This is a genomic window from Candidatus Neomarinimicrobiota bacterium, from assembly GCA_021734025.1.
In the GTDB taxonomy this organism is placed as follows: Bacteria; Fidelibacterota; JAANXI01; order JAANXI01; family JAANXI01; genus JAANXI01.
Window position 1 is genome coordinate 221,460 of the sequence record JAIPJS010000004.1, and the last position, 21,699, is coordinate 243,158.

A 21,699-nucleotide genomic window follows, 5' to 3' on the forward strand; every position below is an offset into this window, starting at 1 on the left:
GAATAATACCGTGGGTAATCTATTTAGCCTTTGCTATTCCGTATTTTTCAACCGTATTCTTAATCGGTTCCAGTGATTGAAGGTAGGCATATATAGCTCTCAAATCCTGCTCGGTCATTCCAGCGTACATCACCCACGGCATAACAGTGTTAAATCCATCCTCACCCACCTCGATGCGTTGGTTTTCGACTTTCTCATATTTTTTGAATTGAGAGACGAATTTTTCCTGACTCCAGGCTCCGATACCTGTTTCCCGGTGCGGAGTGATATTGGCCGAACGTGCGACGGTTCCATTGGGAAATGGAAAGGGTTGTCCCCCGGCATACGCTAAGCTGTCTATGAATTCGCCCTTTTCCATCGGGGTGTGACAATCCCTGCAACCGGCTATTGTAACCAGATACTTACCATAGGCGACCGTATCTGCGGGCTCGGGAGTGGGCTGCGGTTCTGCATCCACTGCCATCGTTTTTATCAGGAAATTGAAAGGGAATCCGATTTCCCGTTCCGGAACCGTATTTTGTATCGGTTCAAGTGTTCGAAGGTATGCGACAATTGCGCGCCGGTCTTTTTTGGACATGATCTTGTACCCCGGATACGGCATCAATGGGAAAATGACTTCACCATCTTTCGTGACACCCTCGGTAAACGCCCGGATGATTTCACCATCTGTCCAATCTGCCAATCCGTGCGGCGTAATATTCTTGGAATACAGGTTTACAGGGATGTTCTGTAGTTTATCCAGCGGAAAGTGTTCTCCGCCGGCTCCTTCCATGCCCGGTCTCGGCGGCCCGGAAAAATATTTCCAGTTCCGCTCGGTATGGCAGTCAATACAGACAGAGACGTGATTCGCCAGATATTCACCGCGTTCAACCTGGGCTGGCGTACCTTCCACGGTTACATCCGGTGGCGGATTCACCTTCGGAAAACTGGCCTGAAAATAAATATAGCCGCCCGCTATGAGCAGTACAACGACGGCGACTATCCCAATTATTACCTTCCAGATTACTGACATATATATCCTCCGGCGGTTATTTTTTTAGGTCTATATTTTACCAGTGAAATTCCCGGAAAGGTGGCCCGGGAACATCCTCCATCCATGTCAGATGACGGATTCTCTGGAAAAAGATGAGTGGTGGTTTCATATTTAAAAATTCGGTTATGTGCAACTAATTAAGTTTCCTTTTCAGGGCTGACAGGTACTGGTTATCACTGGAATCTAATTTTTGCACACCTGCGATGTCCGGCTCTGTGCTCATGTCATCACATTGTGTAAAGAGCAAACCCGTGACGATGAATCTAACCGCAATCAGCGGTAAGATGTGTATTATCATGGTTGCATGTGATTTATGATCCCTCCTAGAATCCTCCTTCTATGTTTCCTGTGTTTTCTCTGTGATTAGCTGTTTTAACTTTCCTGTGCATACGCTTCCGATTGGCCACGGAGCAATCCTGCAGCACTGAATCCAACTGCTAGCACGTAAATTACTGGACCGAGAACCGGCGGTAAGAGCGGCTGATATCCCGGTATTAGCTGGGCGAAGACAAATGCGATATCCACGATTCCCAGTACCGCAGTGTTTATCCAGAATCCCAGGGCTTTGTTTTTCCAGTTCAGAGTAGCTGCGACTATTATTGCCAGGACTCCGAATGCGAAGATATCCGCCCGGTATTCCACCAGGATATTCGCCACCTGTTGCAGCCTCGCCCCGATCTCATTGGCCGACACCGCCATTTCGTTTCCGGCAAATATGCCGACCGGCCCCTGGACAAAATATTTGATTACCGGAATGGCACCCACCAATACATGGACAATTCCCCAGATGATGAAGAAGATCGCTCCGATTTTATTGTAAATGTTTGATGTTCTTTCCATGCCATACTCCTCCCTGTTAGTTTTTCCAAGGAAAGTGACCCCAGATCTTTTCAAGTACAGCCGGACGCAATGATCCGCAGGTTTGTAATTTGAAGCCCCTCATCCACCATTCTTCAGTAATTTTGAATTTTTCAGCCGACTTTCCGGAAAGGGGATATCTTCTGTCCGGTTATCCCGTGACTCCGGGATCACCCTGCCCTACAGGCTCTGTTTCTGATATGTGTGCCCGAAGCGCCAGAATGCCGGTGATGATAATCACCGCATGAATGACGATCCAGCCGACATATATGGTGACTTCATAACCGCGGGCAATCATGTAGATATCATCTATTATCCCCCGGACCAGCTCCAGTCCCAGTACCGTCCAGACAAGGACCCGCGCCTGCCCGGGAATGCGGGATGCAATGAGCAACCCTGCACCAATAACCCCAACCTCCAAACCAAACATGACCCAGGTATCGATCAACATCTTCGCCGTTTGATCGCCGGCAGCGGCATTGGTGAGTACACCTTCGAACAGCGTGCGAAACGGCAGTTTCACAATAGCCGAGCTAATGAAGAGCAGCAGATAAAACCCACCGACGATATGCATCCACATTTTAACTTATCCATACTTCCTCTCCTTTCTGTTTCCCGGGGGTCCACAGAAGGTTACGGGCATGACACCATGGGATTCCATTCGGCAAACATTCCCATGGGATTGGTGCGCAGTGCCCATAAATGAAGATCATAATGACGGGGCATATCGGGTGTATGGCCTTCCATAGGCCCCTGAAAGACCTGCCCAAACATCATTGGAGCCGAATCTACTGAATCCGCCGGTACAAAGTATTCTGCACCCAGCAGTGCCATGGAAGTGTCCGAAGTGGGCACGTACATGAGTGCAAAAGGGTTGGCCGGATCCAGTGTCTGAACGGCGGGATTTACAAAATGGATCCCCATGGCACCTTCTTCAGTGGCTTCGCATTCTCCTGTATTCATATATCCAGCGGCCTTCGCCTGGCTGGTATCCGCATATTGCTGCAAGGCGGTAAGCGCTTCTTCGTACTGGTCCCACCAGCTGGGGGGACTCACTTCCGGATTGAACTGGGCAAATTGTCCACTGGGGTTGTCCTTGAATGCCCAGAGATGGAGATCATAATGACGGGGCATATCCGGGGTATGACCATCCATTGGTCCGTCGAATTCCTCGCCGAACAGCTGCGGGTCTCATCCACGGCATTCTCGGGGACAAAATATTCAACCCCATGAACTCATACTGCCCGGATTCCGTTACATTGTACATTAACGCAAAGGGCGTCTCAGGAATCCGTACCCGCATTATTCATATTCACAAAATGGATCCCCATGTCGCCATCCGGCGTCTGTTCAAACTCCAGGGTGTTTAATTAACCATCCTGTAACACCTGGCTCACATCCGTGTATTTCTGTAGTTCCGATTTAATATCCTCAACAGTGGTCGATGGTCCTGTGGTAGACTCATCACACTGGATGAACAAGAACCCACTGATTAGGACCAAAGCAATCATAGACGTGAACCGTTTCCAGTTAACTGAGTATCTTCCTCGCATAAGAACCTCCTTTGGAGTGTTCTTTTCTGTTCGCATTCTCTTTTCCCACATGATTAAAATATATTTTTGCTTATTGCCTGAGATTCAGATTTCTTCATCTCCATTTTGTAATACACCAGATTTAGGAAGCGATGCCAACCACCCTATACCGGATCCGCTGCGTGAATGTCCGATTCCGTAAATGGTAGCCGGTTCCAGCTATATACTGCCATCCAGAGATAGCCGGTCCCCCAGACCACATTGCCCAAAATCTGAACCACATAGCTGGTCTGGATCAGCAACGCCAGGAAACCAACAACCACCACGATACCTGACCATCTGGGAAACCGGTCGGACTGCCAGATGGCTATAGCGAAGAAAATCAGAGCCACCGTAGTCGCTAGAAATAAGATCCCCATCACCGGCATGAATCCTTCCAGGGATGCCACCGAAGCGGCCGCCGTATTCCCCTCCAGAATAAGGTGACCGACGTCCGGAAAGACATACGTCATGATCATAAACATCCCGGTTCCAACGAGGTCACCAAGTAAAGCTAACAGCATGCCCCAGAAGGCCAGCGTCTCTTTCGGCGACCCGATGAGTCCAAAAAACAAGGCGATGGTGCCAATGGTTTCAAGCGGTGCGCCAATGTAACCCCGCATGGCCCACAGGCGAAATCCATCCATCGTTACCAACTCCGCGAAGCCCTGTGGATCTTCCGTGGAGGAAAACATGGCAAATTCCTGCGGTATGAGCGAATCTCCGATGGCAAAAATGAAGCCTGCGGCCCCGATAAGGATGAGACCGATCCGTACAAACCATGTGTAGTTAGCTTTCAATTGCATGATATCCTCCCTTTGACAATTCCAAAATGGATTATCAGTGTGTCATTTCCGCGCAATTACCAGCGAAAACCCGGGCTGGCGGGTCTTTTCATGCTCAACTTTGGTGAATCCCACATCCTGAAACCATCCTTTTACCCGGTCGAACTCATAGGAGCGACCGCCGCTGAACAGGAAGAGGTTAAATCCTGCCAGACCGGCGACGCCGCGGGCGAATTTCGATCCGGAGACTCCGGCGAACTGGTCCAGGATTGCTACGGTACCGATATCAGTGGTGGCCCGTGCTAGCTTCCCAAATAACTCCTGATTCCCTTCCGGCGTAATCCCGTGGATAATGTTCCCCAGGAAGGCGAAGTCATAGCCGGACGGCAGCTCCTCCTCTTCGAAATCTCGTTCAACCAGATCGATCCGGTCCTGCATATCCGGGTGATCTTTCAAAGTCTCCCGGGCGTTCTCCAATCCGATCTCCCAGTCCAGTACTGTGCCCTGCAATTCCGGATATTTTCGGCAATACTCCACGGTATAGAGCCCGTGGCTTCCACCTACATCCAACATCTTCTTTGCATCATTCGGCAAATCAACGGTGTCCACCACTTCGTCCACCGAGTTCGACGCAAGCCACCGCATGGAGACCTGGTAACTGCGCCCAACCTCTCCGGACTTCACATGCTCCCAGCCGTAAATTCCATCTTCAGGCGCCTCCTTGATCGCGCGGGCCACATCTTTATAGGCCTGCATTTGAGACTTGAAGAACGGCACCATGTCCTGGAGAAGATCGAGGGGGAGCGAACGCTCTGCTGCTTTTGTCAAACGATACTTTCCGTTTGATGACTCAAGATAATCCAAAGGCTCAAGTGCATTGATTAAAACCTTCAGCCCCCGCTCCGAAGCATCGAGTCGCTCAGCGAGACCAGGAATATCATCGGGTTGCTCGTCCAGTGCCTCAAATATCCCGACTTCCATGGCCCCGAGCATCGTCCAGATTTGAAAGGTGGACATGCCGAGATCCAGAAGAATATTCGGGACCACACCTCTGTTAATAAGGAATCGCTCCAATATATTGGGTTTTAATGGCATCGTGATTTCCTCCCTATTTGTCGCCTTTACTTGAACATTCTCAAATTTTCTTCAATCGTACAGAACCGGCAGATTGTCATCCCGAAAGAAATTCCCGAATCTGATGGGCACAGAATTCTGGTGCATCAATAAAGGGCAAATGGCCGGCGTCCAATTCAATAATTTGGGCGTCCGGAAGGATCTCAATCGCCTGGCGTCCCGTTTCAACACCGCCGAACGGGTCTTTTTCTCCCCAAACAAACAGGGTCGGTTGGGTAATTCGTCCAAGAGCCTTTTCATCAAGTCGGTACTTCGTATTTGCGCCCCACAATCTCAATGCTGCCCGCATCAGAGAGAGCCAGGCCAGGGGATATTGGGGACTGTTAAACTCCAGACAGACCGTTTCAGCCATAATATCCGGTATTTCCCGGAGAGTGGCCTCCGGACTCCCCATCCTGAGCAGACCATCGCGAGCTTCCTCCGGCCCGTCCGGCTGCATCAGTGGAAGCAGCATGCGGTTCAATCCCGGTACTGAGAGGAGCCGGTTAAACAGCGGCGCACTAGTGCCCAGTAGAAGCGCCGGACATCCCAGCTGCACAATTCGATTAATGCGGGCAGAACGGTCCAGTGCGAACCAAAATGTCCACAATCCGCCCATGGAATTGGCCACCACGGGGACGTTCTCCAGATGGAAATGATCAAATACCGCCCCCAGGATTTGTACCGCCAGCTGCCGGAGGTCAACCTCCAGGTGATTCACTGCATCACTCATCCCGCCACCCGGCCGGTCAAAAGTAATTACCCGCCAACCCTGCAATTCCCGCATCAGCCGGACGTATGACACGGCCTCTCCGTTTCCACCGGGGACCAGTATTAGCGGCGGCCCCGTCCCCTGTTCCAGAGCCCGGAGGCGAAGATCCGGATCTTTTAGCCTGATGGTATGCTCCACCGGAGAAAGATCGTAGTGTCTAAAAAGCTGTTTTTCGGAATCACGATATCGCTGCGCCCATTCGCCTGTACGATCAACACGCTTTATTGTCGGTGTTTTCGCCATTGCATCCCCACTTTCTCCAATTTATAAGTAATCACTGAATAGAGAGAGCATCTGGAGTCTTCAACCCATCTCCTGCGGTGACGGCGCCACGCCAAGCTGCTGCATCATGGACATGATGTCGGGTTGGGCCCACTCATGGATAATTTTTCCGTCATCCACCTGATAGATGCTTATTCCTTCCATTTCCAGCTCGTTTCCCAAATTTATTTAGTACTCTTCACGTAACATTTATTGGTGAACAGAAGCACCATCCCTGAACACAACACCACTCACAGGAAGCCCGTGCATTCATAGTAAGTGATGCCGAGAATAGCGGGATGATACCCAACCAATCAGGATGAACTCCTGATTTAAAGGAAATTGAATCCGGGAAAATATTTTTACAGGGGCTATCTAACCAGCAGCAGACAGCGAGTGTTCAGAGGAGTGGTATGAATCTGCGCGATACAATCCGATTCCAGTCAGTCCGGCGCCAATTACGTAGAAAATCGGCCCGATGATTCCGAGGGCAAAGGGAATATACCCGGGTATGATCTGACCAAAGATAAATGAAAAGTCCACCATCCCCAGTACCACCAGGTTCGTCCAAAATCCCAGTGGATGGTTCTTCCAGTTGAGTTTGACTGCAACAATGATAGCCAGAATACCGAAGGCCGCCAGGTTGAAATGATGTTCGGCAACGAAAAAGGCCGCTTGTCTCAACGGTTCCTCCACCGTTGCTGGAACACCGGCCATTCCCTGCAAGGATTCCAACATCCCGGAAATCCCTGAGGTTGAGAGTGCAATCAGTGGAAATATTCCTACCACAATATGAAGCACGCCCCAGAGAATGTAGCTGACGGCTCCCAGTTTATATGTCCTTTTTATACTCTCCATCTTTTCCTCCTTGGATTCGACAATGCGCTACTTTACATTGCGTCAAGTAACTGATAAAAACATAAGACTGGATTGACACGGTGTCAAGTAGCAAAGCAGAAACCCGGACAGCAATACTCCAGGCAGCGCGAAAATTAATTGAGGAACAGGGTCCGTCAGCCGTGCGAATGCAGGATATCGCCGAAGATGCCGGAATCTCCCGACAGGGTTTGTACCTGCATTTTAAATCCCGAACCGATCTACTCCTTGCTCTTGTTGAGTGGATTGACAACGAAGAAGGGCTTGGCGAACTGGCGCAATGGGTTTGGGATGCCGATGACGGAATGACAGCCCTGCAACGATTTATTACTTTAGTTGCACAGTACACGCATAAGATCTATCCGGTGGCCCAGAGCCTGATGAGTGGACGGTACTCGGATGAGGCCATTGCCGCAGCGTGGAAGGATCGGATGACCGGCAGACGGAATTCCTGCCGAAAACTTATTTACTGGCTTCAACAAGATAAAAGATTAAACCCGTCAATATCGATACAGGAAGCCATTGATCTGTTGTGGACGTTTATCTCTGTCCAGGTATGGGAACAACTAGTCATCGAGAGCGGATGGTCTACCGAGCAATACGAAACACATCTGCAAATGACGGCGTTCAACAGTCTCTGCAAACGCTGATTCGCTCATTTGGCAGGATATTCCGACTCGCCCTAACGCGGTTGATGGATTTAAAAGTCGATGTGCTGGACTTACTTGCGTCGCCAGGAGAAATAGTCAACTCCTTCGGTAGTGCCAAGAACAGACGCCCCCATTTCACCTTCAGGATACTAATCTCAAGAATTTTATCTATTCTGTGCTCCGGAACATTACACTCTATCCGGTCGAGCGGGCTAGGTATACTGTATTGCTATAACGACCGAAGTATTTCTCCAGGAATTCCCCGTATTTGATTGGGAATTGCTTTCGTATCTGCTGTGAAAAGCGACGTGATCTCTATTCAGTCTGTTGCAGTAGAGATTGGATTGAGTCTGAGTGAAACCAATTCTGAAACGCCTGCATCGAGGCATATTGATACTGATTTCCACTACGAATAGTGTTATCCATTGCACCAGAAACATTGAGATGTACCACGCTTGAGTCAGAAGAAAATCCCTGCATTGAGGAAGTAAATAATCCACTATCCTATATGGACAACAAACCAAACTACAGGTGTTCATTTTAAAGAGATTTTCGAGAGTTCCGGACTATTACTCTTTTATTTTATAAACACATTTTTTCATTCGGAGAGTAATAAAGATAAATAATAGATAGCATTGTCCGTTATTGCCCTCTTTTATTCTGCCAAACCACAACTCAACAGATACAGAGTGTAAAGGCGTCGTATCCCTTGAATGCAATCGTCGTCTTTTTGGTGTTTTTTGTTTGGCCACTGAAATGTTTTTTGGATGAGGAGGGAATACGGTCCAAATACAATGCGACCACAAAAAAAATACGGTGCTGTGGTCACAGCACCGTATGAGAAATATTTGTGGAGGCGGAGGGAATCGAACCCTCGTCCGAGAAAGCAATCTGGACAGTCACTACACGCTTAGTCTCTTCTTTGGTCTAATTCCGGATGCCCCAAGAGACACGGTCACCCGGAACGAGTGTGTTAAGGTTTCGCTATCTGCTCACACACAAAGCAGATAACTAGCCTGCTTTATCGACGTTCCAGGGCACCTCACAGGCAAAGCCGCCTTGGAACGGGCTAACTATAACAACGAGGTGTTGTTATGCAGCCATTGCATAGCCGTTATTATCGGCATCTAAAACGTCTCTCGTTTTTTTACGTGGTTCGAAGAGCAACCACGGCGTGCAACCGGCCATCTCGTCGATCCCGTCGAAACCAGTCGCCCCCATTTTTCAAAAAACACAGTACTTACACGGAATCACTCCGCATTTGTTCCGACAAAATAGGTGCTCCTGTCGTGCGCTTCAAGCTTTTATTTACCGCCCGTGTGACCTATTTTTATCTCTGTCGGTTTGTAAAGATGGCAGCAGGGATATTAATTTGGGAGGCAAGTATGGCATCACCCGATATCGAAAAAATTCAGGCGACGCTTCAGGAATGGGATCTGGATGGCTGGCTTCTGTATGATTTTCATCATTCCAATCCCATCGCCTATCAGATTCTTGGGTTCGATCAGGGGATGATCACCCGCCGGTGGTTCTACTGGATTCCCAAAGAAGGTGCCCCGATCAAGCTGGTGCACAGTATCGAGGCCGACTATTTTGACGAAACCCCCGGCCGTAATTGCGTCTACACCGGCTGGCAAGACATGAATGCTCACCTGGAAGGTATTCTCACCAAAGTGGACACCGTGGCGATGGAATACTCACCAAAAGGCGCCATCCCGTATATCTCACGCGTGGATACCGGTACCTTCGAACTCGTGAAATCCTTTGGAATCGAAATTGTCTCCTCTGCCGATCTTGTACAGCTCTTCCAGTCCCGCTGGGATGACGAGGCCTATCAGCTCCATAACGAAACCGTGCCCATCATGTTCGATCTCAAAGATGGTGCTTTCCAGTTGATCTCTGAGAAAATCGAGGCCGGCGAGACAGTTACCGAATGCGACGTACAGGAATGGATCACTGACGGCTTCCGCGAAAATGGTATGGAGACCGAAGATCCGCCTATCGTCGCGGTGAACGAACATTCCGGTCAGCCGCACTATTCTCCGTCGCGGGAGCACGACACAGAAATCACCGAGGGCGACTTCGTCCTCATCGACATGTGGGCCAGAAAATCGCAACAAAAGGCAACCTACGTCGATATTACCTGGACCGGATTCGTGGGGGACAGTATCCCGAATCGATATACGCATATTTTTGACATCGTCGCAGAAGCCCGGGATGCAGCCGTACAGCTTATTCAAAATCGCTGGGAAAGCGGGAAAGAAATCTCCGGTTGGGAAGTGGACAACGCTGCCCGCGCCGTCATCGAAGACGCCGGGTACGGAAAATTTTTCACCCATCGCACCGGACACAGCCTGGACACGTCAGTCCATGGCAACGGAGTAAATATCGACAACCTGGAAACCCAGGATCGCCGCAAGATCATCCCTGGGATGGGCTTTACTATTGAGCCGGGCATTTACCTGAGCGAATTCGGCATCCGAAGTGAGATTGACGTCTATATGAGCGAAGATGGGCCGGTTGTTACCACCACACCGTTGCAAAAAGAAGTGCTTCCACTGCTCGCGTAAAAATTAATCATCGTTCCAATGAGGTGCTCTATGAAGAAGTTGCTCCTTCTTGTTGCACTCTGTTTTACCGTGCCGGTATTCGGTCAGACCATGCCCGGAATGCCGCCCCTGCAGGATTCAGTCGTCACAGAAAGCGACACACTGCTTAGTGAAGATCTCAAAAGTGATCCCGCACTCCGTAAATGGAAGTCCATGCTCGTGGATTCGGTAGCCCATTACTATCAGGATTCAATCCGGACGCTTCGGGATTCTCTGGCAAGGTTGGAAACAACCGGCACCCCGGGCGCCTCTGCTACCAGTGCCGTCTACGATCGCTTTTTAGAGGAACGTTACTTCCGGTATCTGGAATCCCTGGCCGATCAAAAACAGGAAAAGGTACTATTCGGTCTCTTCTCCCGATCCAACCCGGAGATGGAAGCATTTCGCATCAATGAACTCCAGCAATACCTGCAAATGTTTCCACCGACCGCCCGGCAGGACAAGGTGCTGGAGATGCTTGGTGACGTCTACAGTCAGGCCCGGCAACCTGCGATGGCACTGGGAGCATACCTGAAGCAAATTATGGTCTTTCCTGCCACTCCGACTTTCTCGGAAACCCAATCCAAAATCATCAAAATGCTGGGCGAAGAATCGGTGTTCCGAAACCAAAAAACGACCGTCATTACCTATCTGAATAACGGTATAATGGATCAGGACTATCGGGATAATTACTACCGCTACCTAGAATTCCTCCACCGTATCCGGATCCCCGACATGTCTCCCTGGTATTTTTCCCAGGTAGAGGGCTTTCTCCGGGAATTTCCCCATTATGAACAGAACGACAATCTCCGCCTCTGGCAGGCTGAGATGTATGAGACACTCAATCAGTTTAAAAAAGCGGCATACGCTTATCAAAAACTCCAGGTACTCCACCCCGAAAGCGGCTACATCCCGCAAACCTATTACCGTTTGGGAGTTATCTATCGGGACAATACCGGTGAAAATCGGAAGGCTGCGGATGCCTTCACTTCTCTGGCCAGAGATTTCCCGTCCGACTCGCTGGCCATTCCGGCTCAAATCGCTGCGGCAAAGGTATATGCTGATAAAATGGGACAATTTCCGGAGGCCATCGAGGCCTATCAGCGTGTGGTGAACAATCATCCGGAGAACCCAAAGGCAATAGACGCCATGTTTGATCAAGCGGAAATTTACCTCAAGAAGATGAACCAGCCCGCCAAAGCCATCGAACGATACATCGCCATCACAGAAAAATACCCGGACTTCAAAGAGCAAAGCGGTACCGCCTTCCGGAACGCCGCAGATATCTACGCCGATGAAATAAAAGATTATGCCACGGCGGTGGATATGTACATGAAATTCGCTCAGCGATATCCCAACCATCAGTCTGTGCCAAGTCGGTTGGCCAAGGCCGCCGACATTGCCGAGGACGAACTAAACGATTACTTTACCGCCATCGACCTGTTCGAGCTGGCCCAGAAAAAGTATCCCGAGAGCAACGCCGCCAAAACCGCCGAGCGGAAACTCCCGGATCTACGGGAAAAAGCGCAGCAACCGGCGGAATAATAATATCCGGTTGGTGACCGTTGCCGATTCCACAGGAGTGGGGCTTGGCGACGGGAGGCCAAACAATATCAGCCCTGGAATCTCCTTTTAAGTGCTCCCAATTATCACAGTAAACTACTAGTCATCCTGAGTGAGTCCGACGGCTGCCGGACGAGCTGAGGGATCTCGTTCATTCACCGCAAAAGATAACTTTATTGATAGGCCGTCCGAGATGAAGCCCATAGTGCCGAAGGTATCTCTGGTGAAAGTATACGCAATAGGACCACCATCACCTGTGTTGAAAGTAATTGACTGTCGAAGCACAAGCGGGAAACAGACCCTTTCAGAGGTCTGCGAACTCTGAAAGGGTCAAATACGATTGACGAAAAACTGTGTGAATAAAACGCGATGGTATAGAGCCGGAATTTCCAGCCACATTCCTCCACGGTAGGCCACCTTTGAATGAAATTCAAAGGCTCCTATAAAGAGCCTCGCAATCTTATTGCGAGGTGGACAGAGGGGTGCATTGTGGCCTCCCAAAGAATGCTTCACGAGATTCCTCCTCCGGTAGGAGTCCCTGCCGGGGCGTTCATGCCGAAAACGCCGGGGTTCAGTCGGAATGACTGGTTTTAAGTTGCGCAATAGAATCAATATTCAGTCATCCTGAGCGATCCCGACGTGTCGGGAGAGCCGAAGGATCTCGTAATTATAACTCCGGAGATTCCTTCACGAGATTCCTCGGTGCGCCTCCGAAGCGGCTTACTCGGAATGACTACCTACATATTCTGTTGCCATCCCCCCACTCCTCCCTTCATACTTTCTCATCTCATAGTTACCTTTTAAACGAAATTTAACAATGTGTGGACAGGAAGGAGCATGGAATTATGGAATACCGACAACTGGGCAATTCCGAACTGGAAGTTTCCGAAGTAGGCCTTGGCACTTGGGCCATGGGCAACGATTTTTTCGGGGAGGTGGACGATCAGGAATCCATTGGCGCTATTCAGATGGCAATCGACAACGGCATCAACTTTATCGATACCGCACCGGCATACGGTGACGGTCATTCCGAGGAGGTCGTCGGAAAAGCTCTCAAGGGCAGACGGGACTCGGTGGTGCTGGCGACGAAATGCGGCGTCATCCGGGAGAACGGGAAGTTTAAGATCAACCTGGAGCCGGATTCCGTCCGTCAGGAAATCGACGACTCGCTCCGGCGCCTGGATGTAGACGTCATCGACCTCTACCAAATCCATTGGCCGGACGAGGACACCCCCATCGAAAAAACCCTGGATCCGCTCCTCAAGGCACAGGAAGCCGGGAAATTCCGCTACTTGGGTCTCTCGAATTTCCAGCCGGATCAGATGGACGAAGTCCGGGCGCTTACAGATTTCGTGAGCCTGCAGCCGCCGTATTCGCTCCTGAAGCGCAACATTGAAGGGGGCATTCTTCCGTACTGCCAGCAGCATGACATTGGCGTCGTTTCCTACGGTACACTGGCCGGCGGCATACTGACCGGCAAGTTCAAGGAAATCCCGGAATTTGAAGAAGGCGATCACCGGGATCATTTTTATAAATATTTCCAGGAACCGACCTGGAGTAAAGTCCAGAAGTTATTGGATGTGCTCCGTGAAATCGCAGCGGAACGCGATGTACCAGTCACGCAGATCGCCATCAACTGGGCCACCCAGCAGCCGGGAATCACTACCGCCCTCGTTGGAGCAAAAAACGCCGACCAGGCAAAAGCGAACGCCGCTGCCGGCGACTGGAAACTCTCCGATGAAGAACGGACGCAAATTGCGCACGCGTATCAGGAGATCTTTGGGAAATAGGGAAAGAAGGTAGTTATAAGGGTATAAGGGTATAGGGTATAGGGTATAAGGAAAAAGCCTGGAGACCGGAGGCCGGAGACAGGAAAAACCGAAAAACAACAAACAACGAACCACGAACAACAAACAACTCACAAAATCGAATATCATTAAGATTAAGAAAACGCACAACTATAACACGTTAACACAGTAACACGATAACACGGGAACACTGTCGTTATGGATAAAAAAATCGGATTTATCGGACTTGGTACCATGGGTGCTCCCATGGCGAAAAATATTCATTCAGCGGGATACGAGTTAAGCGTTTACAATCGTTCGCCGGAAAAAACTGAACCATTTCGGGGTTTGGGTGTTCCGGTATATGGTAACCCGACCGAATTGACCGAACATTCGGAGGTCATATTTATTATGGTAACGGGACCTGATGCACTGAAAGATGTGTTGCTTCGCGACGACGGCGTCATAAATGGGATGCGCCCCGGCACCATCGTTGCAAATATGAGTACGGTTTCACCGGAGGCCACGCTTGGAGCGGCTGAGCTAGTGGAGTCTGCAGACGGACGATTTGTCGATGCGCCGGTTTCCGGTACGAAAAAACCTGCAGAGGACGGAACCCTGGTGATGCTGGCCGGCGGAGACGAATCTCTGGTGGAAAACCTCACTCCCGTACTGAGTACCATGGGCAAGGAGATTATCTACTGCGGCGAAACCGGTCAGGCGACGAACATGAAGCTGATGATCAACCTGCTACTTGGCTCCATGATGCAGGGACTGTCCGAAGCGCTGATGCTTGGGAAAAAAACCGGTCTCTCTCCGGAGAAAATGCTGCAGACTATAGAGGCCGGCGGACTGAGCGCGCCGTTCTACACCGCGAAGGCAAACGCTATCCGCTCCGGGAATTTTGCGAAGAATTTCCCGGTGGAACTCATGCTGAAGGATCTGAATCTGGCGCTTGAATCCGGCGGGAACAACGGCGTGGCACTTCCCCAGACCGCTGCCGCCAGAGAGATGTTCAGCGCGGCGAACGCCTCTGGATTCGGTGACGAAGACATGGCGGCGGTAATCAAGGTATTGGAGCAGATCGCCGGGACAGTAGTGCGGGATTAATCTCCGTTGTCGGTGATATAACGCCAAAGAATTCACTGGGAGACCTGCCGGCTTATCTTCCTCGAAAAGCCAGAGTTCCAGTGCGACGCCGATGTTGGAATCAGTTTTTGAAGTCAGTCACTGTTTCATGATAAACTCTGGCGATATCCGGAACCGGCCCTGTTTTCTTTCTCCTTGTTCCCAAAGAATTTGATAACTAATTTTGTCACCAATATTCGTCTATCGGCTTCAACAATTACAGAATGGAAACCGACATGCCACTGAATTCCGAGAAGGTGAAGGGCATTCTCCAAACCCTTGGCCCCGGTATTATTATGGCCGGCGCTGCCATCGGAGTTTCTCACCTGGTGCAGTCCACCCGGGCCGGCGCGGATTACGGATTTTACCTGGTCTGGGCCGTGCTCCTGGCGTTAATCTTTAAGTACCCGTTCCTGGAGTTCGGCCCGCGGTACACGGCCGCCACCGGCGAAAGCCTCCTGGAGGGCTACATGAAGCTCGGCAAATGGGCCATGGGGGTCTTCCTGATTTTCACCTTCGGTACCATGTTTACAATTACGGCAGCAGTGACGGTGGTGACTGCCGGGCTCACCGCGAACATGACTGGCATCACGCTGAACCCCATCCTCTGGAGTGCCATTATTTTGGGTATCTGCGTGGTAATCCTGGCCACCGGCCAGTACCCGATACTGGATAAACTGGTGAAGATCCTGATGAGCGTACTGGCGATCTCTACCGTTATTGCGGTCATCGCTGCTGTCACCCACGGGAGCAATGCGGCGCCGGATTTTCAGCGTCCGGTACTCTGGAACGTCACAGGGGTTTCCTTTCTGCTGGCACTGATGGGCTGGATGCCGATTCCCATCGATGTGTCTGTCTGGCACTCGCTCTGGACCCTGGAACGCACCAAAGAAACCAAACACAATCCCTCCATAGAAGAAGCCACCTTTGACTTTAAATTCGGGTATGGCGCTGCGGCGTTTATGGCCCTGGGGTTTCTGACGCTTGGGGCGTTAGTGATGTACGGCACCGGTGAATCGTTTGCCGACAGTGGCGCGATCTTCGCCGGCCAGCTGATCGATCTCTATGCCAATACCCTGGGCGAATGGAGCCGGCCGATTATTCTTGCTGCAGCATTTACCACGATGTTCAGCACCACGCTGACGGTGATCGATGCCTTTCCCCGGGTCCTGCGTCGCGCCACGGAACTGACGCTGCCGAACCTTGTCTCAACCCGGGACAGCAAGCGACTCTACCTGGGATTTATGGTTGTTGTCGCAGGTTTGTCGGTTCTACTTCTATGGGGATTAGGCCGGTCATTTACGGCCATGGTCGATCTGGCAACCATCCTCTCCTTTTTAACCGCACCGGTGTTAGCCTACATTAATTTCAGAGTGGTGACCAGTCCCGAGATGCCCGAGTCGGCAAAACCCTCGCGAGGCTTACGTGTGTTGAGCTGGTTGGGCTTACTCTTTCTGATCGGATTTGCGCTCTTTTATTTGTATAGCTTGCTGTTTATGTAGGATTGTACCTGGTTGCATCCGGACAACTTTCAAAGGTAACCGAAAATTCCCGAAAGGACTTCTCTGCCAAAGAGGAAGCACCTGCGATGGTCTTAGATGCACAGGAAAACGGAGACGGGAGACGGGAATCTGGAAACTTGAGACTTGAGTCTGCTCTAAAAAGGGGCTGAAGCCCCTCTATTATACTCTATACCCTTATTTACCCCGGCATAAATGCCGGGGCTATTCATATTCTTCTTATTTTTCTTTAGTAACTTAAATTACCAAATATTAATGTTCTTTTTAGAGTACACCCAGACTTGAAAATAGAAACTTGATATTCAAGACCTCATTCTTTTTGACACAGGACTGAGGACCCTCGACGCATGACCCTCTTTAACTATAACACAGTAACACTCTAACACGCCATTACCTAAACACTTGAACACCCGCCCCGAAGGGATCCCTTTGGGGAATACTATTTAACTGTATCGTTCCTACTTCTTAAACCCGATATACAGCGTCGATATCCCCATGGTCATGGTATAATTGTGAACGCTGTCGAAGCCGACGGCTTCCAGTGCCCGGGAAAAATCCGCCCGGGACGGGAATTTGCTCACCGACTCCTGGAGATAATTATAGGCATCCCGATTCCCGGAGAAGACAAATCCGATGGCGGGCATAATATTTCGGAAGTAAAAATAGTATACCTGCTTAAACGCCCTGTTTTCCGGCTGACTGAACTCCAGCACTCCAACCCGTCCCCCGGGCTTCAGCACGCGATAGAGCTCCGCCAGCGCACTCTCCATATTGCCCATATTTCGGATACCGTATGCAATAGTGATAATATCGAACGTGCCGGTACCAAAGGGCAGTTTTTCCGCGTCGCCACCGATGAGGTTGTAGCGATCATCGTCCTCATCGCTCACCTTCTCCTTGTTCAGCCGGAGCATTCGCATGGCAAAGTCCAGGCCGAAGACCTGAGCATCGGAATGCGATAAAATCGAGTATGCCAAATCCCCGGTGCCGGTAGCCACATCCAATACCCGCTCGTATTCCTGGGGCTGAAGAATATCTACGGTGCGCTTACGCCAATACCAGTCGATGCCCCCACTTAACAAATGGTTGAGGAAATCGTACCGGTGCGCAATGGAATCGAACATTCCACGCACATACTGTTTTTTATTTTGGCCTGTCAGTTGAGCAGGTGGTTTATCCATAGGTGTCTATATTTGATTCGTTTAAGCTAATTTTCGATTTCGTGTATCGATATTCAAGCTGTATTTCCCGTCAGGCTGTCGCCGACTCGAATTCCCCCAGATTTTCCAGCCACGTGATAGGCTTATCGCTTTCCAGCAGAGCCTCATACGGATCCTTATCCACGGCAAACGGATTTTCCATCATCAGCAGATAGCCGTATTTTCCCTTTTCTATGGAACCGATCTGCTCCTCAAATCCGAGTGCCTTGGCCCCCTGATATGTCGCCATGCTCAGGATATCTTTGGGAGAAAGACCGTATGTCTCCTGCGCCGCCCGCATTTCGTTTTGCATCTGGTAATCGCCACTGGAGACGATATTATCTGTCCCCAGACAGAGATTAAATCCGCGCTTCTTATATTTTTGCGCCGGCGCCAGACCAAGCCCCAGAGTTTTGTGGGAGCGGGGACACAGACAGATATGGATATCAACGTGACACTCGGCCATGTAATCCATATCCTCGTCGGAGACATGAATCATGTGCACGAGAATATTACTCTGTGCGTAGTAGTAGTTATCGAAGAAGTACCGCACCGGCGTTGTTTCCGGTACCTCCCACATGTAATCGTACATCTCGTTGGCCAGCAGCATCTGTTTGATGATGCCCTGGCCGGACTGGAAAAATTCCAGCTCCTCCGGCAACGAGGCCAGGTGCAGGCTAATCAGCGATTCGCGCTGTTCAATTTCCTGAAACAGTTTGCGCCCAACCAAATACGGAGAATGCGGCGCCACATGGTGTGTGGTTTTTTCCGTATCATCAAACCGATTCATTAACTTTTGGATTTCTTGCATCTGATACGGCACTTTAAAATTGCGAAATCCCTGCACTTCATGGAAGATCCGGGCGAACATTGATGTCTCTCCAATGAAATCCACCGAGTGATTGGTCGAGGTGACTTCTCCAATCCCGATGGTTCCGGCTTCGTGCAGTTCCTGCAGCCCCTGCTGGATCCCCTGCCGAATCTCTTCCTCGCTGCTCTCCCGCAATTCCTGGCTGGTTTGCCGCATCCATGGGATAAATCCGCTGGTTTCCGTCACCCGGTTCCTGAGATGGGTCAACTCCAGATGCGTATGTACGTTTACAAACGCCGGGAAAATAATCGTATTACCGAGATCGTACACCCGGTTACTGTACTTGCCCTCGATCTCGCTTACCGGGCCGATATCAAAAATTTTTCCTTCTCTGATTACCAGGGCATGATTTTGTAGCGGCGGATTTCCATTGCCGGGCAAAATCCAGTTCGCAGAAAATATTTTTACCATATGAAATAATTCCAGTGCTGCATTAATTGCTCTGCTGTGAAATTCCGATTACGCTCTTCATAATTGACGGAAAAATGAAAATAGTTCCCGCCGGGGATGAATACAAGACGGAATTACCCTATTGCTTGATACCGAGTAGTTGTAAAAAGTCTGGGCACAGAAAAATATTTGGGAAGGCTGCGCCAGACCACGCTTGCAATTTTCTCACGGATTGTCCAGATTCCACACATGATTCGAATACTGATTCACGGGATTACAACCAAGACAGATGCGCTGGCGGCCGCAAAACTCGGTGCCAACGGACTCGGATTTATCCTGGACAAATCTGATGAGCGCTACATCGAATTCACACTGGCCAGAGATATTCTTCACGATTTACCCCCGGTGATGTGCAATTTTCTACAGGTAGACGATTACGATACAGAATTGCTTCGAAATATGGTGCAGAAATTACGCATCGGGGCATTGATAATTCCTATCGAGGCGTACAAGACCGAATTTGAATCGCTGGGATGCCGGCTGACGCTCACCGGAACTGCCGAAGAAATCCTGGACCATGCATCTACCACCGCAGCGAAACGTCAGTATTTACCCCGGGACGTTGAACTCGGGCAGCTCCATGATAAAAGTGCCCAAGCATTGCAAATTTGGCGGGATGTGAACGAGGCGCATCATCTGCTAATTCCGTGCAAAGCGGAGCCGGCGACTCTCCCGACACTCCTGGATCGATTCAAACCGGCTGGCCTTTTCTTTCAGGGTGGCACAGAAAGCCATACCGGTCTCCAGGATTATCCCCGGATTCAGGCATATATCCAGGCTATTCATTCAATTGTTGAGCGCGTGTGATTATTTTTGCTGGTAAGACCGGCGAAGTTTTTCTAAAATAAACTCTTTCCACCGAAAAAAACTGAACGAGATATGACAAAAATCCATCTGCCCCTGGGCGAACGAAAATATGATGTCCACGTAGAACGGGGAATTCTCCCCGAGGCCGGTAAAATACTGAGCGATCTCGGACTCCGTGGTAAGGTAGCAGTGTTCACTAGCCCGACCATCGAAAAAGAGTATCTTCCGGAAGTCCTGCCGGGGTTGAAAAAGCATGGCTTTGAGGTCTTCACCAAATGCCTCCCATCTGGCGAGCAGACGAAAAATATGTCCGTGGTGGAGGACCTCTATTCCCAGCTGATTGAATGGCGGTTCGAGCGGGGCTCGACGATTATCGCCCTCGGAGGAGGCGTCGTCGGCGATATCTCCGGCTTTGTGGCGAGCACGTTTCTGCGCGGAATCCAATACGTGCAGATCCCGACAACCCTGCTTTCTCAGGTGGACAGCGCTATCGGCGGGAAGGTCGGCGTGAACCATCCCCTGGGGAAAAATCTCATTGGAGCAGTTTATCAACCGAAAGCGGTAATCGTTGATCCGGATCTGCTCCAGACCCTGCCGACCCGGGAAATGCTCAGCGGCTTCGGTGAGATTATCAAGTTCAGCCTGATTCGTGATTTCAAGTTCTTCAGCCAGATTGTAACCGGTCGGCACGCAGTGCTGGAAGAACGGGAACCGGACTTTCTCCTGGATATCATTACCAAAAGTATCCGAATCAAAACCAATTACATCACCGAAGATGAGTTCGATTCCGGCAAGCAGCGAATTTTAAACTTTGGCCATACGGTGGGCCACGCCATTGAGGCCGTCGCCGGATTTGATGCACTCCGGCACGGGGAAGCCGTCATCAAAGGGGTGCACTCCGCCGTCGAAATCTCCGAAAATGTGAAACTACTCGGATCCAACATCGCCACCCGGGTGCACGAATTCCTGGATCAGCTCTCTGTCCCTGCAGTGAACCTTGACGTGGAGGACGTTCTGAACAGGATGAAAATTGATAAAAAGGTCATCGATGGCAACGTCACTATCGTGTTACTCAAGAATATCGGGGATCCGATCATCGTGAGTAACGGTTCCGGGCAAGTCACCATCCGCGACAGTATTCTCAGACAGGCCATCGAGCATGTCTGCCGATGATTCCCGCCACATTTTAGTCATCCACGGGCCGAATATGAATCTGGTGGGCAAACGTCCGAAGGAGACATTCGGCACCCTGACCCTCGATAAAATCAATCGATCCCTCAGGCGATACGCTCAAAAGAAAAATGTCACACTGAAGATCTTTCAGTCCAACAGCGAGTCCGATATCGTTACCAAGCTCCAGCGCCAGCGCAACTGGGCGGATGGTATATTGTTGAACCCGGCTACCCTCTGTTTTACAAGTTACACCATCCTGGATACGCTCGAATTAATCAACCTCCCTACCGTTGAAGTCCACCTCACCGACCCCATCGCCGGAAAATCCGTCTCGGATTCCCTGCTGAAACCCTATTTTCAGGACCAAATCGTTGGCCCCGTGGACAGCGCGTATGAACGCGGGTTGGATGTGCTTTTGACCATATTCATGGCACGCAGATAAATTCTCCAGGCAAAGTCCCTCCCATCTCGACTTTAATATTGTTTATTGTTTTTTTTGTTATTGAAAACTTCGTGTTTGAGCACCATTATAGAAATTCAATCGAATACGATCGATGAGTTAGCTAGTTATGAAAGACAATCTATAGTTATACAAAGTGCGAGTTCGAAGTTTTCTTGATTTTTTCATCCCTTTTGTATCAAGACAAAAGGGATAACAAGAGAAATATTTCAGTCCGTGAATTGTATTTTTCAG

21 protein-coding genes and 1 other RNA gene are annotated in these 21,699 nt (G+C 50.1%); 9 read left to right on the top strand and 13 right to left on the bottom strand.

Annotated elements, in window-relative coordinates; translation table 11 throughout:
* Nucleotides 1–19: 19 nt before the first annotated feature.
* The 10 genes from K9N57_06725 to K9N57_06770 form a co-directional block, all read right to left on the bottom strand.
* On the bottom strand, nucleotides 20–1,012 hold the full coding sequence (locus K9N57_06725; protein ID MCF7803865.1) for a cytochrome c: 993 nt from the start codon (nucleotides 1,010–1,012) through the stop codon (nucleotides 20–22).
* Between the two features lie 393 nt (nucleotides 1,013–1,405).
* Nucleotides 1,406–1,873 carry a hypothetical protein gene (locus K9N57_06730; protein MCF7803866.1) on the bottom strand — a complete coding sequence of 156 codons (468 nt, stop codon included), beginning with the start codon at nucleotides 1,871–1,873 and terminating at the stop codon, nucleotides 1,406–1,408.
* Between the two features lie 169 nt (nucleotides 1,874–2,042).
* Nucleotides 2,043–2,471, bottom strand: coding sequence for a BphX family protein (locus K9N57_06735; protein ID MCF7803867.1), 429 nt, complete (start codon nucleotides 2,469–2,471; stop codon nucleotides 2,043–2,045).
* Between the two features lie 53 nt (nucleotides 2,472–2,524).
* Entirely contained in the window at nucleotides 2,525–3,046 is a 522-nt protein-coding gene (locus K9N57_06740; GenBank protein MCF7803868.1) for a hypothetical protein, read from the bottom strand.
* A 215-nt stretch (nucleotides 3,047–3,261) separates the two neighbouring features.
* Nucleotides 3,262–3,444, bottom strand: coding sequence for a hypothetical protein (locus tag K9N57_06745; GenBank protein ID MCF7803869.1), 183 nt, complete (start codon nucleotides 3,442–3,444; stop codon nucleotides 3,262–3,264).
* Between the two features lie 143 nt (nucleotides 3,445–3,587).
* Complete coding sequence (locus K9N57_06750; GenBank protein ID MCF7803870.1) at nucleotides 3,588–4,268, bottom strand: hypothetical protein; 681 nt, start codon at nucleotides 4,266–4,268, stop codon at nucleotides 3,588–3,590.
* Between the two features lie 42 nt (nucleotides 4,269–4,310).
* Complete coding sequence (locus K9N57_06755) at nucleotides 4,311–5,342, bottom strand: hypothetical protein (GenBank protein ID MCF7803871.1); 1,032 nt, start codon at nucleotides 5,340–5,342, stop codon at nucleotides 4,311–4,313.
* Nucleotides 5,343–5,418: 76 nt separating this feature from the next.
* On the bottom strand, nucleotides 5,419–6,375 hold the full coding sequence (locus K9N57_06760) for an alpha/beta hydrolase (protein ID MCF7803872.1): 957 nt from the start codon (nucleotides 6,373–6,375) through the stop codon (nucleotides 5,419–5,421).
* A gap of 60 nt (nucleotides 6,376–6,435) precedes the next feature.
* On the bottom strand, nucleotides 6,436–6,558 hold the full coding sequence (locus tag K9N57_06765; GenBank protein MCF7803873.1) for an ester cyclase: 123 nt from the start codon (nucleotides 6,556–6,558) through the stop codon (nucleotides 6,436–6,438).
* 210 nt (nucleotides 6,559–6,768) lie between these two features.
* Nucleotides 6,769–7,251, bottom strand: a complete 483-nt coding sequence (locus tag K9N57_06770; protein MCF7803874.1) for a hypothetical protein — start codon at nucleotides 7,249–7,251, stop codon at nucleotides 6,769–6,771.
* Nucleotides 7,252–7,331: 80 nt separating this feature from the next.
* Between K9N57_06770 and K9N57_06775 the strand changes: the two genes are divergently transcribed.
* The gene (locus tag K9N57_06775) at nucleotides 7,332–7,919 is read left to right on the top strand and encodes a TetR/AcrR family transcriptional regulator (protein ID MCF7803875.1); all 588 of its coding nucleotides are present in this window, start codon (nucleotides 7,332–7,334) and stop codon (nucleotides 7,917–7,919) included.
* An 848-nt stretch (nucleotides 7,920–8,767) separates the two neighbouring features.
* On the opposite strand, the gene ssrA is transcribed toward K9N57_06775, so the two are convergent.
* Nucleotides 8,768–9,138: a transfer-messenger RNA gene (gene ssrA, locus K9N57_06780) on the bottom strand.
* A 166-nt stretch (nucleotides 9,139–9,304) separates the two neighbouring features.
* On the opposite strand from ssrA, the gene K9N57_06785 reads away from it, so the two are divergent.
* The 5 genes from K9N57_06785 to K9N57_06805 all read left to right on the top strand — a co-directional run bounded on the left by K9N57_06785 (nucleotide 9,305) and on the right by K9N57_06805 (nucleotide 16,487).
* Entirely contained in the window at nucleotides 9,305–10,489 is a 1,185-nt protein-coding gene (locus K9N57_06785) for a Xaa-Pro peptidase family protein (protein MCF7803876.1), read from the top strand.
* A gap of 30 nt (nucleotides 10,490–10,519) precedes the next feature.
* Nucleotides 10,520–12,052 (top strand): tetratricopeptide repeat protein, encoded by a 1,533-nt coding sequence (locus K9N57_06790; protein ID MCF7803877.1) that lies wholly within the window; start codon nucleotides 10,520–10,522, stop codon nucleotides 12,050–12,052.
* 863 nt (nucleotides 12,053–12,915) lie between these two features.
* On the top strand, nucleotides 12,916–13,860 hold the full coding sequence (locus K9N57_06795; protein MCF7803878.1) for an aldo/keto reductase: 945 nt from the start codon (nucleotides 12,916–12,918) through the stop codon (nucleotides 13,858–13,860).
* A 216-nt stretch (nucleotides 13,861–14,076) separates the two neighbouring features.
* Nucleotides 14,077–14,967 carry an NAD(P)-dependent oxidoreductase gene (locus K9N57_06800; protein ID MCF7803879.1) on the top strand — a complete coding sequence of 297 codons (891 nt, stop codon included), beginning with the start codon at nucleotides 14,077–14,079 and terminating at the stop codon, nucleotides 14,965–14,967.
* 254 nt (nucleotides 14,968–15,221) lie between these two features.
* Nucleotides 15,222–16,487 (top strand): Nramp family divalent metal transporter, encoded by a 1,266-nt coding sequence (locus K9N57_06805; GenBank protein ID MCF7803880.1) that lies wholly within the window; start codon nucleotides 15,222–15,224, stop codon nucleotides 16,485–16,487.
* Nucleotides 16,488–16,963: 476 nt separating this feature from the next.
* Here the strand turns inward: K9N57_06805 and ubiE are convergent, their stop codons facing one another.
* Both ubiE and K9N57_06815 read right to left on the bottom strand, forming a co-directional pair.
* On the bottom strand, nucleotides 16,964–17,686 hold the full coding sequence (ubiE, locus tag K9N57_06810) for a bifunctional demethylmenaquinone methyltransferase/2-methoxy-6-polyprenyl-1,4-benzoquinol methylase UbiE (GenBank protein MCF7803881.1): 723 nt from the start codon (nucleotides 17,684–17,686) through the stop codon (nucleotides 16,964–16,966).
* A 70-nt stretch (nucleotides 17,687–17,756) separates the two neighbouring features.
* Nucleotides 17,757–18,986, bottom strand: a complete 1,230-nt coding sequence (locus K9N57_06815) for an amidohydrolase family protein (GenBank protein MCF7803882.1) — start codon at nucleotides 18,984–18,986, stop codon at nucleotides 17,757–17,759.
* Between the two features lie 228 nt (nucleotides 18,987–19,214).
* On the opposite strand from K9N57_06815, the gene K9N57_06820 reads away from it, so the two are divergent.
* The 3 genes from K9N57_06820 (at nucleotide 19,215) to K9N57_06830 (ending at nucleotide 21,447) form a co-directional block, all read left to right on the top strand.
* Nucleotides 19,215–19,832: a hypothetical protein gene (locus tag K9N57_06820; GenBank protein ID MCF7803883.1), complete on the top strand. Its 618-nt coding sequence runs from the start codon at nucleotides 19,215–19,217 to the stop codon at nucleotides 19,830–19,832.
* Nucleotides 19,833–19,904: 72 nt separating this feature from the next.
* Nucleotides 19,905–21,005, top strand: a complete 1,101-nt coding sequence (gene aroB / locus K9N57_06825) for a 3-dehydroquinate synthase (GenBank protein ID MCF7803884.1) — start codon at nucleotides 19,905–19,907, stop codon at nucleotides 21,003–21,005.
* Nucleotides 20,992–21,447: a type II 3-dehydroquinate dehydratase gene (locus tag K9N57_06830; GenBank protein MCF7803885.1), complete on the top strand. Its 456-nt coding sequence runs from the start codon at nucleotides 20,992–20,994 to the stop codon at nucleotides 21,445–21,447. The genes aroB and K9N57_06830 overlap by 14 nt, the downstream gene beginning before the upstream one ends.
* Nucleotides 21,448–21,699 lie beyond the last annotated feature (252 nt).

Excerpts from the sequence above, each read along its gene's own strand:
- K9N57_06760 (MCF7803872.1), bottom strand. The coding sequence starts at position 6,375 with ATGGCGAAAACACCGACAATAAAGCGTGTTGATCGTACAGGCGAATGG.
- K9N57_06745 (MCF7803869.1), bottom strand. The coding sequence starts at position 3,444 with ATGCGAGGAAGATACTCAGTTAACTGGAAACGGTTCACGTCTATGATT.
- K9N57_06800 (MCF7803879.1), top strand. The coding sequence starts at position 14,077 with ATGGATAAAAAAATCGGATTTATCGGACTTGGTACCATGGGTGCTCCC.
- K9N57_06830 (MCF7803885.1), top strand. The coding sequence starts at position 20,992 with ATGTCTGCCGATGATTCCCGCCACATTTTAGTCATCCACGGGCCGAAT.
- K9N57_06785 (MCF7803876.1), top strand. The coding sequence starts at position 9,305 with ATGGCATCACCCGATATCGAAAAAATTCAGGCGACGCTTCAGGAATGG.
- K9N57_06735 (MCF7803867.1), bottom strand. The coding sequence starts at position 2,471 with ATGTGGATGCATATCGTCGGTGGGTTTTATCTGCTGCTCTTCATTAGC.
- K9N57_06750 (MCF7803870.1), bottom strand. The coding sequence starts at position 4,268 with ATGCAATTGAAAGCTAACTACACATGGTTTGTACGGATCGGTCTCATC.
- K9N57_06805 (MCF7803880.1), top strand. The coding sequence starts at position 15,222 with ATGCCACTGAATTCCGAGAAGGTGAAGGGCATTCTCCAAACCCTTGGC.
- K9N57_06765 (MCF7803873.1), bottom strand. The coding sequence starts at position 6,558 with ATGGAAGGAATAAGCATCTATCAGGTGGATGACGGAAAAATTATCCAT.
- K9N57_06815 (MCF7803882.1), bottom strand. The coding sequence starts at position 18,986 with ATGGTAAAAATATTTTCTGCGAACTGGATTTTGCCCGGCAATGGAAAT.
- K9N57_06795 (MCF7803878.1), top strand. The coding sequence starts at position 12,916 with ATGGAATACCGACAACTGGGCAATTCCGAACTGGAAGTTTCCGAAGTA.
- K9N57_06770 (MCF7803874.1), bottom strand. The coding sequence starts at position 7,251 with ATGGAGAGTATAAAAAGGACATATAAACTGGGAGCCGTCAGCTACATT.
- K9N57_06790 (MCF7803877.1), top strand. The coding sequence starts at position 10,520 with ATGAAGAAGTTGCTCCTTCTTGTTGCACTCTGTTTTACCGTGCCGGTA.
- K9N57_06755 (MCF7803871.1), bottom strand. The coding sequence starts at position 5,342 with ATGCCATTAAAACCCAATATATTGGAGCGATTCCTTATTAACAGAGGT.
- K9N57_06740 (MCF7803868.1), bottom strand. The coding sequence starts at position 3,046 with ATGGATGGTCATACCCCGGATATGCCCCGTCATTATGATCTCCATCTC.
- K9N57_06725 (MCF7803865.1), bottom strand. The coding sequence starts at position 1,012 with ATGTCAGTAATCTGGAAGGTAATAATTGGGATAGTCGCCGTCGTTGTA.
- ubiE (MCF7803881.1), bottom strand. The coding sequence starts at position 17,686 with ATGGATAAACCACCTGCTCAACTGACAGGCCAAAATAAAAAACAGTAT.
- K9N57_06730 (MCF7803866.1), bottom strand. The coding sequence starts at position 1,873 with ATGGAAAGAACATCAAACATTTACAATAAAATCGGAGCGATCTTCTTC.
- K9N57_06820 (MCF7803883.1), top strand. The coding sequence starts at position 19,215 with ATGATTCGAATACTGATTCACGGGATTACAACCAAGACAGATGCGCTG.
- aroB (MCF7803884.1), top strand. The coding sequence starts at position 19,905 with ATGACAAAAATCCATCTGCCCCTGGGCGAACGAAAATATGATGTCCAC.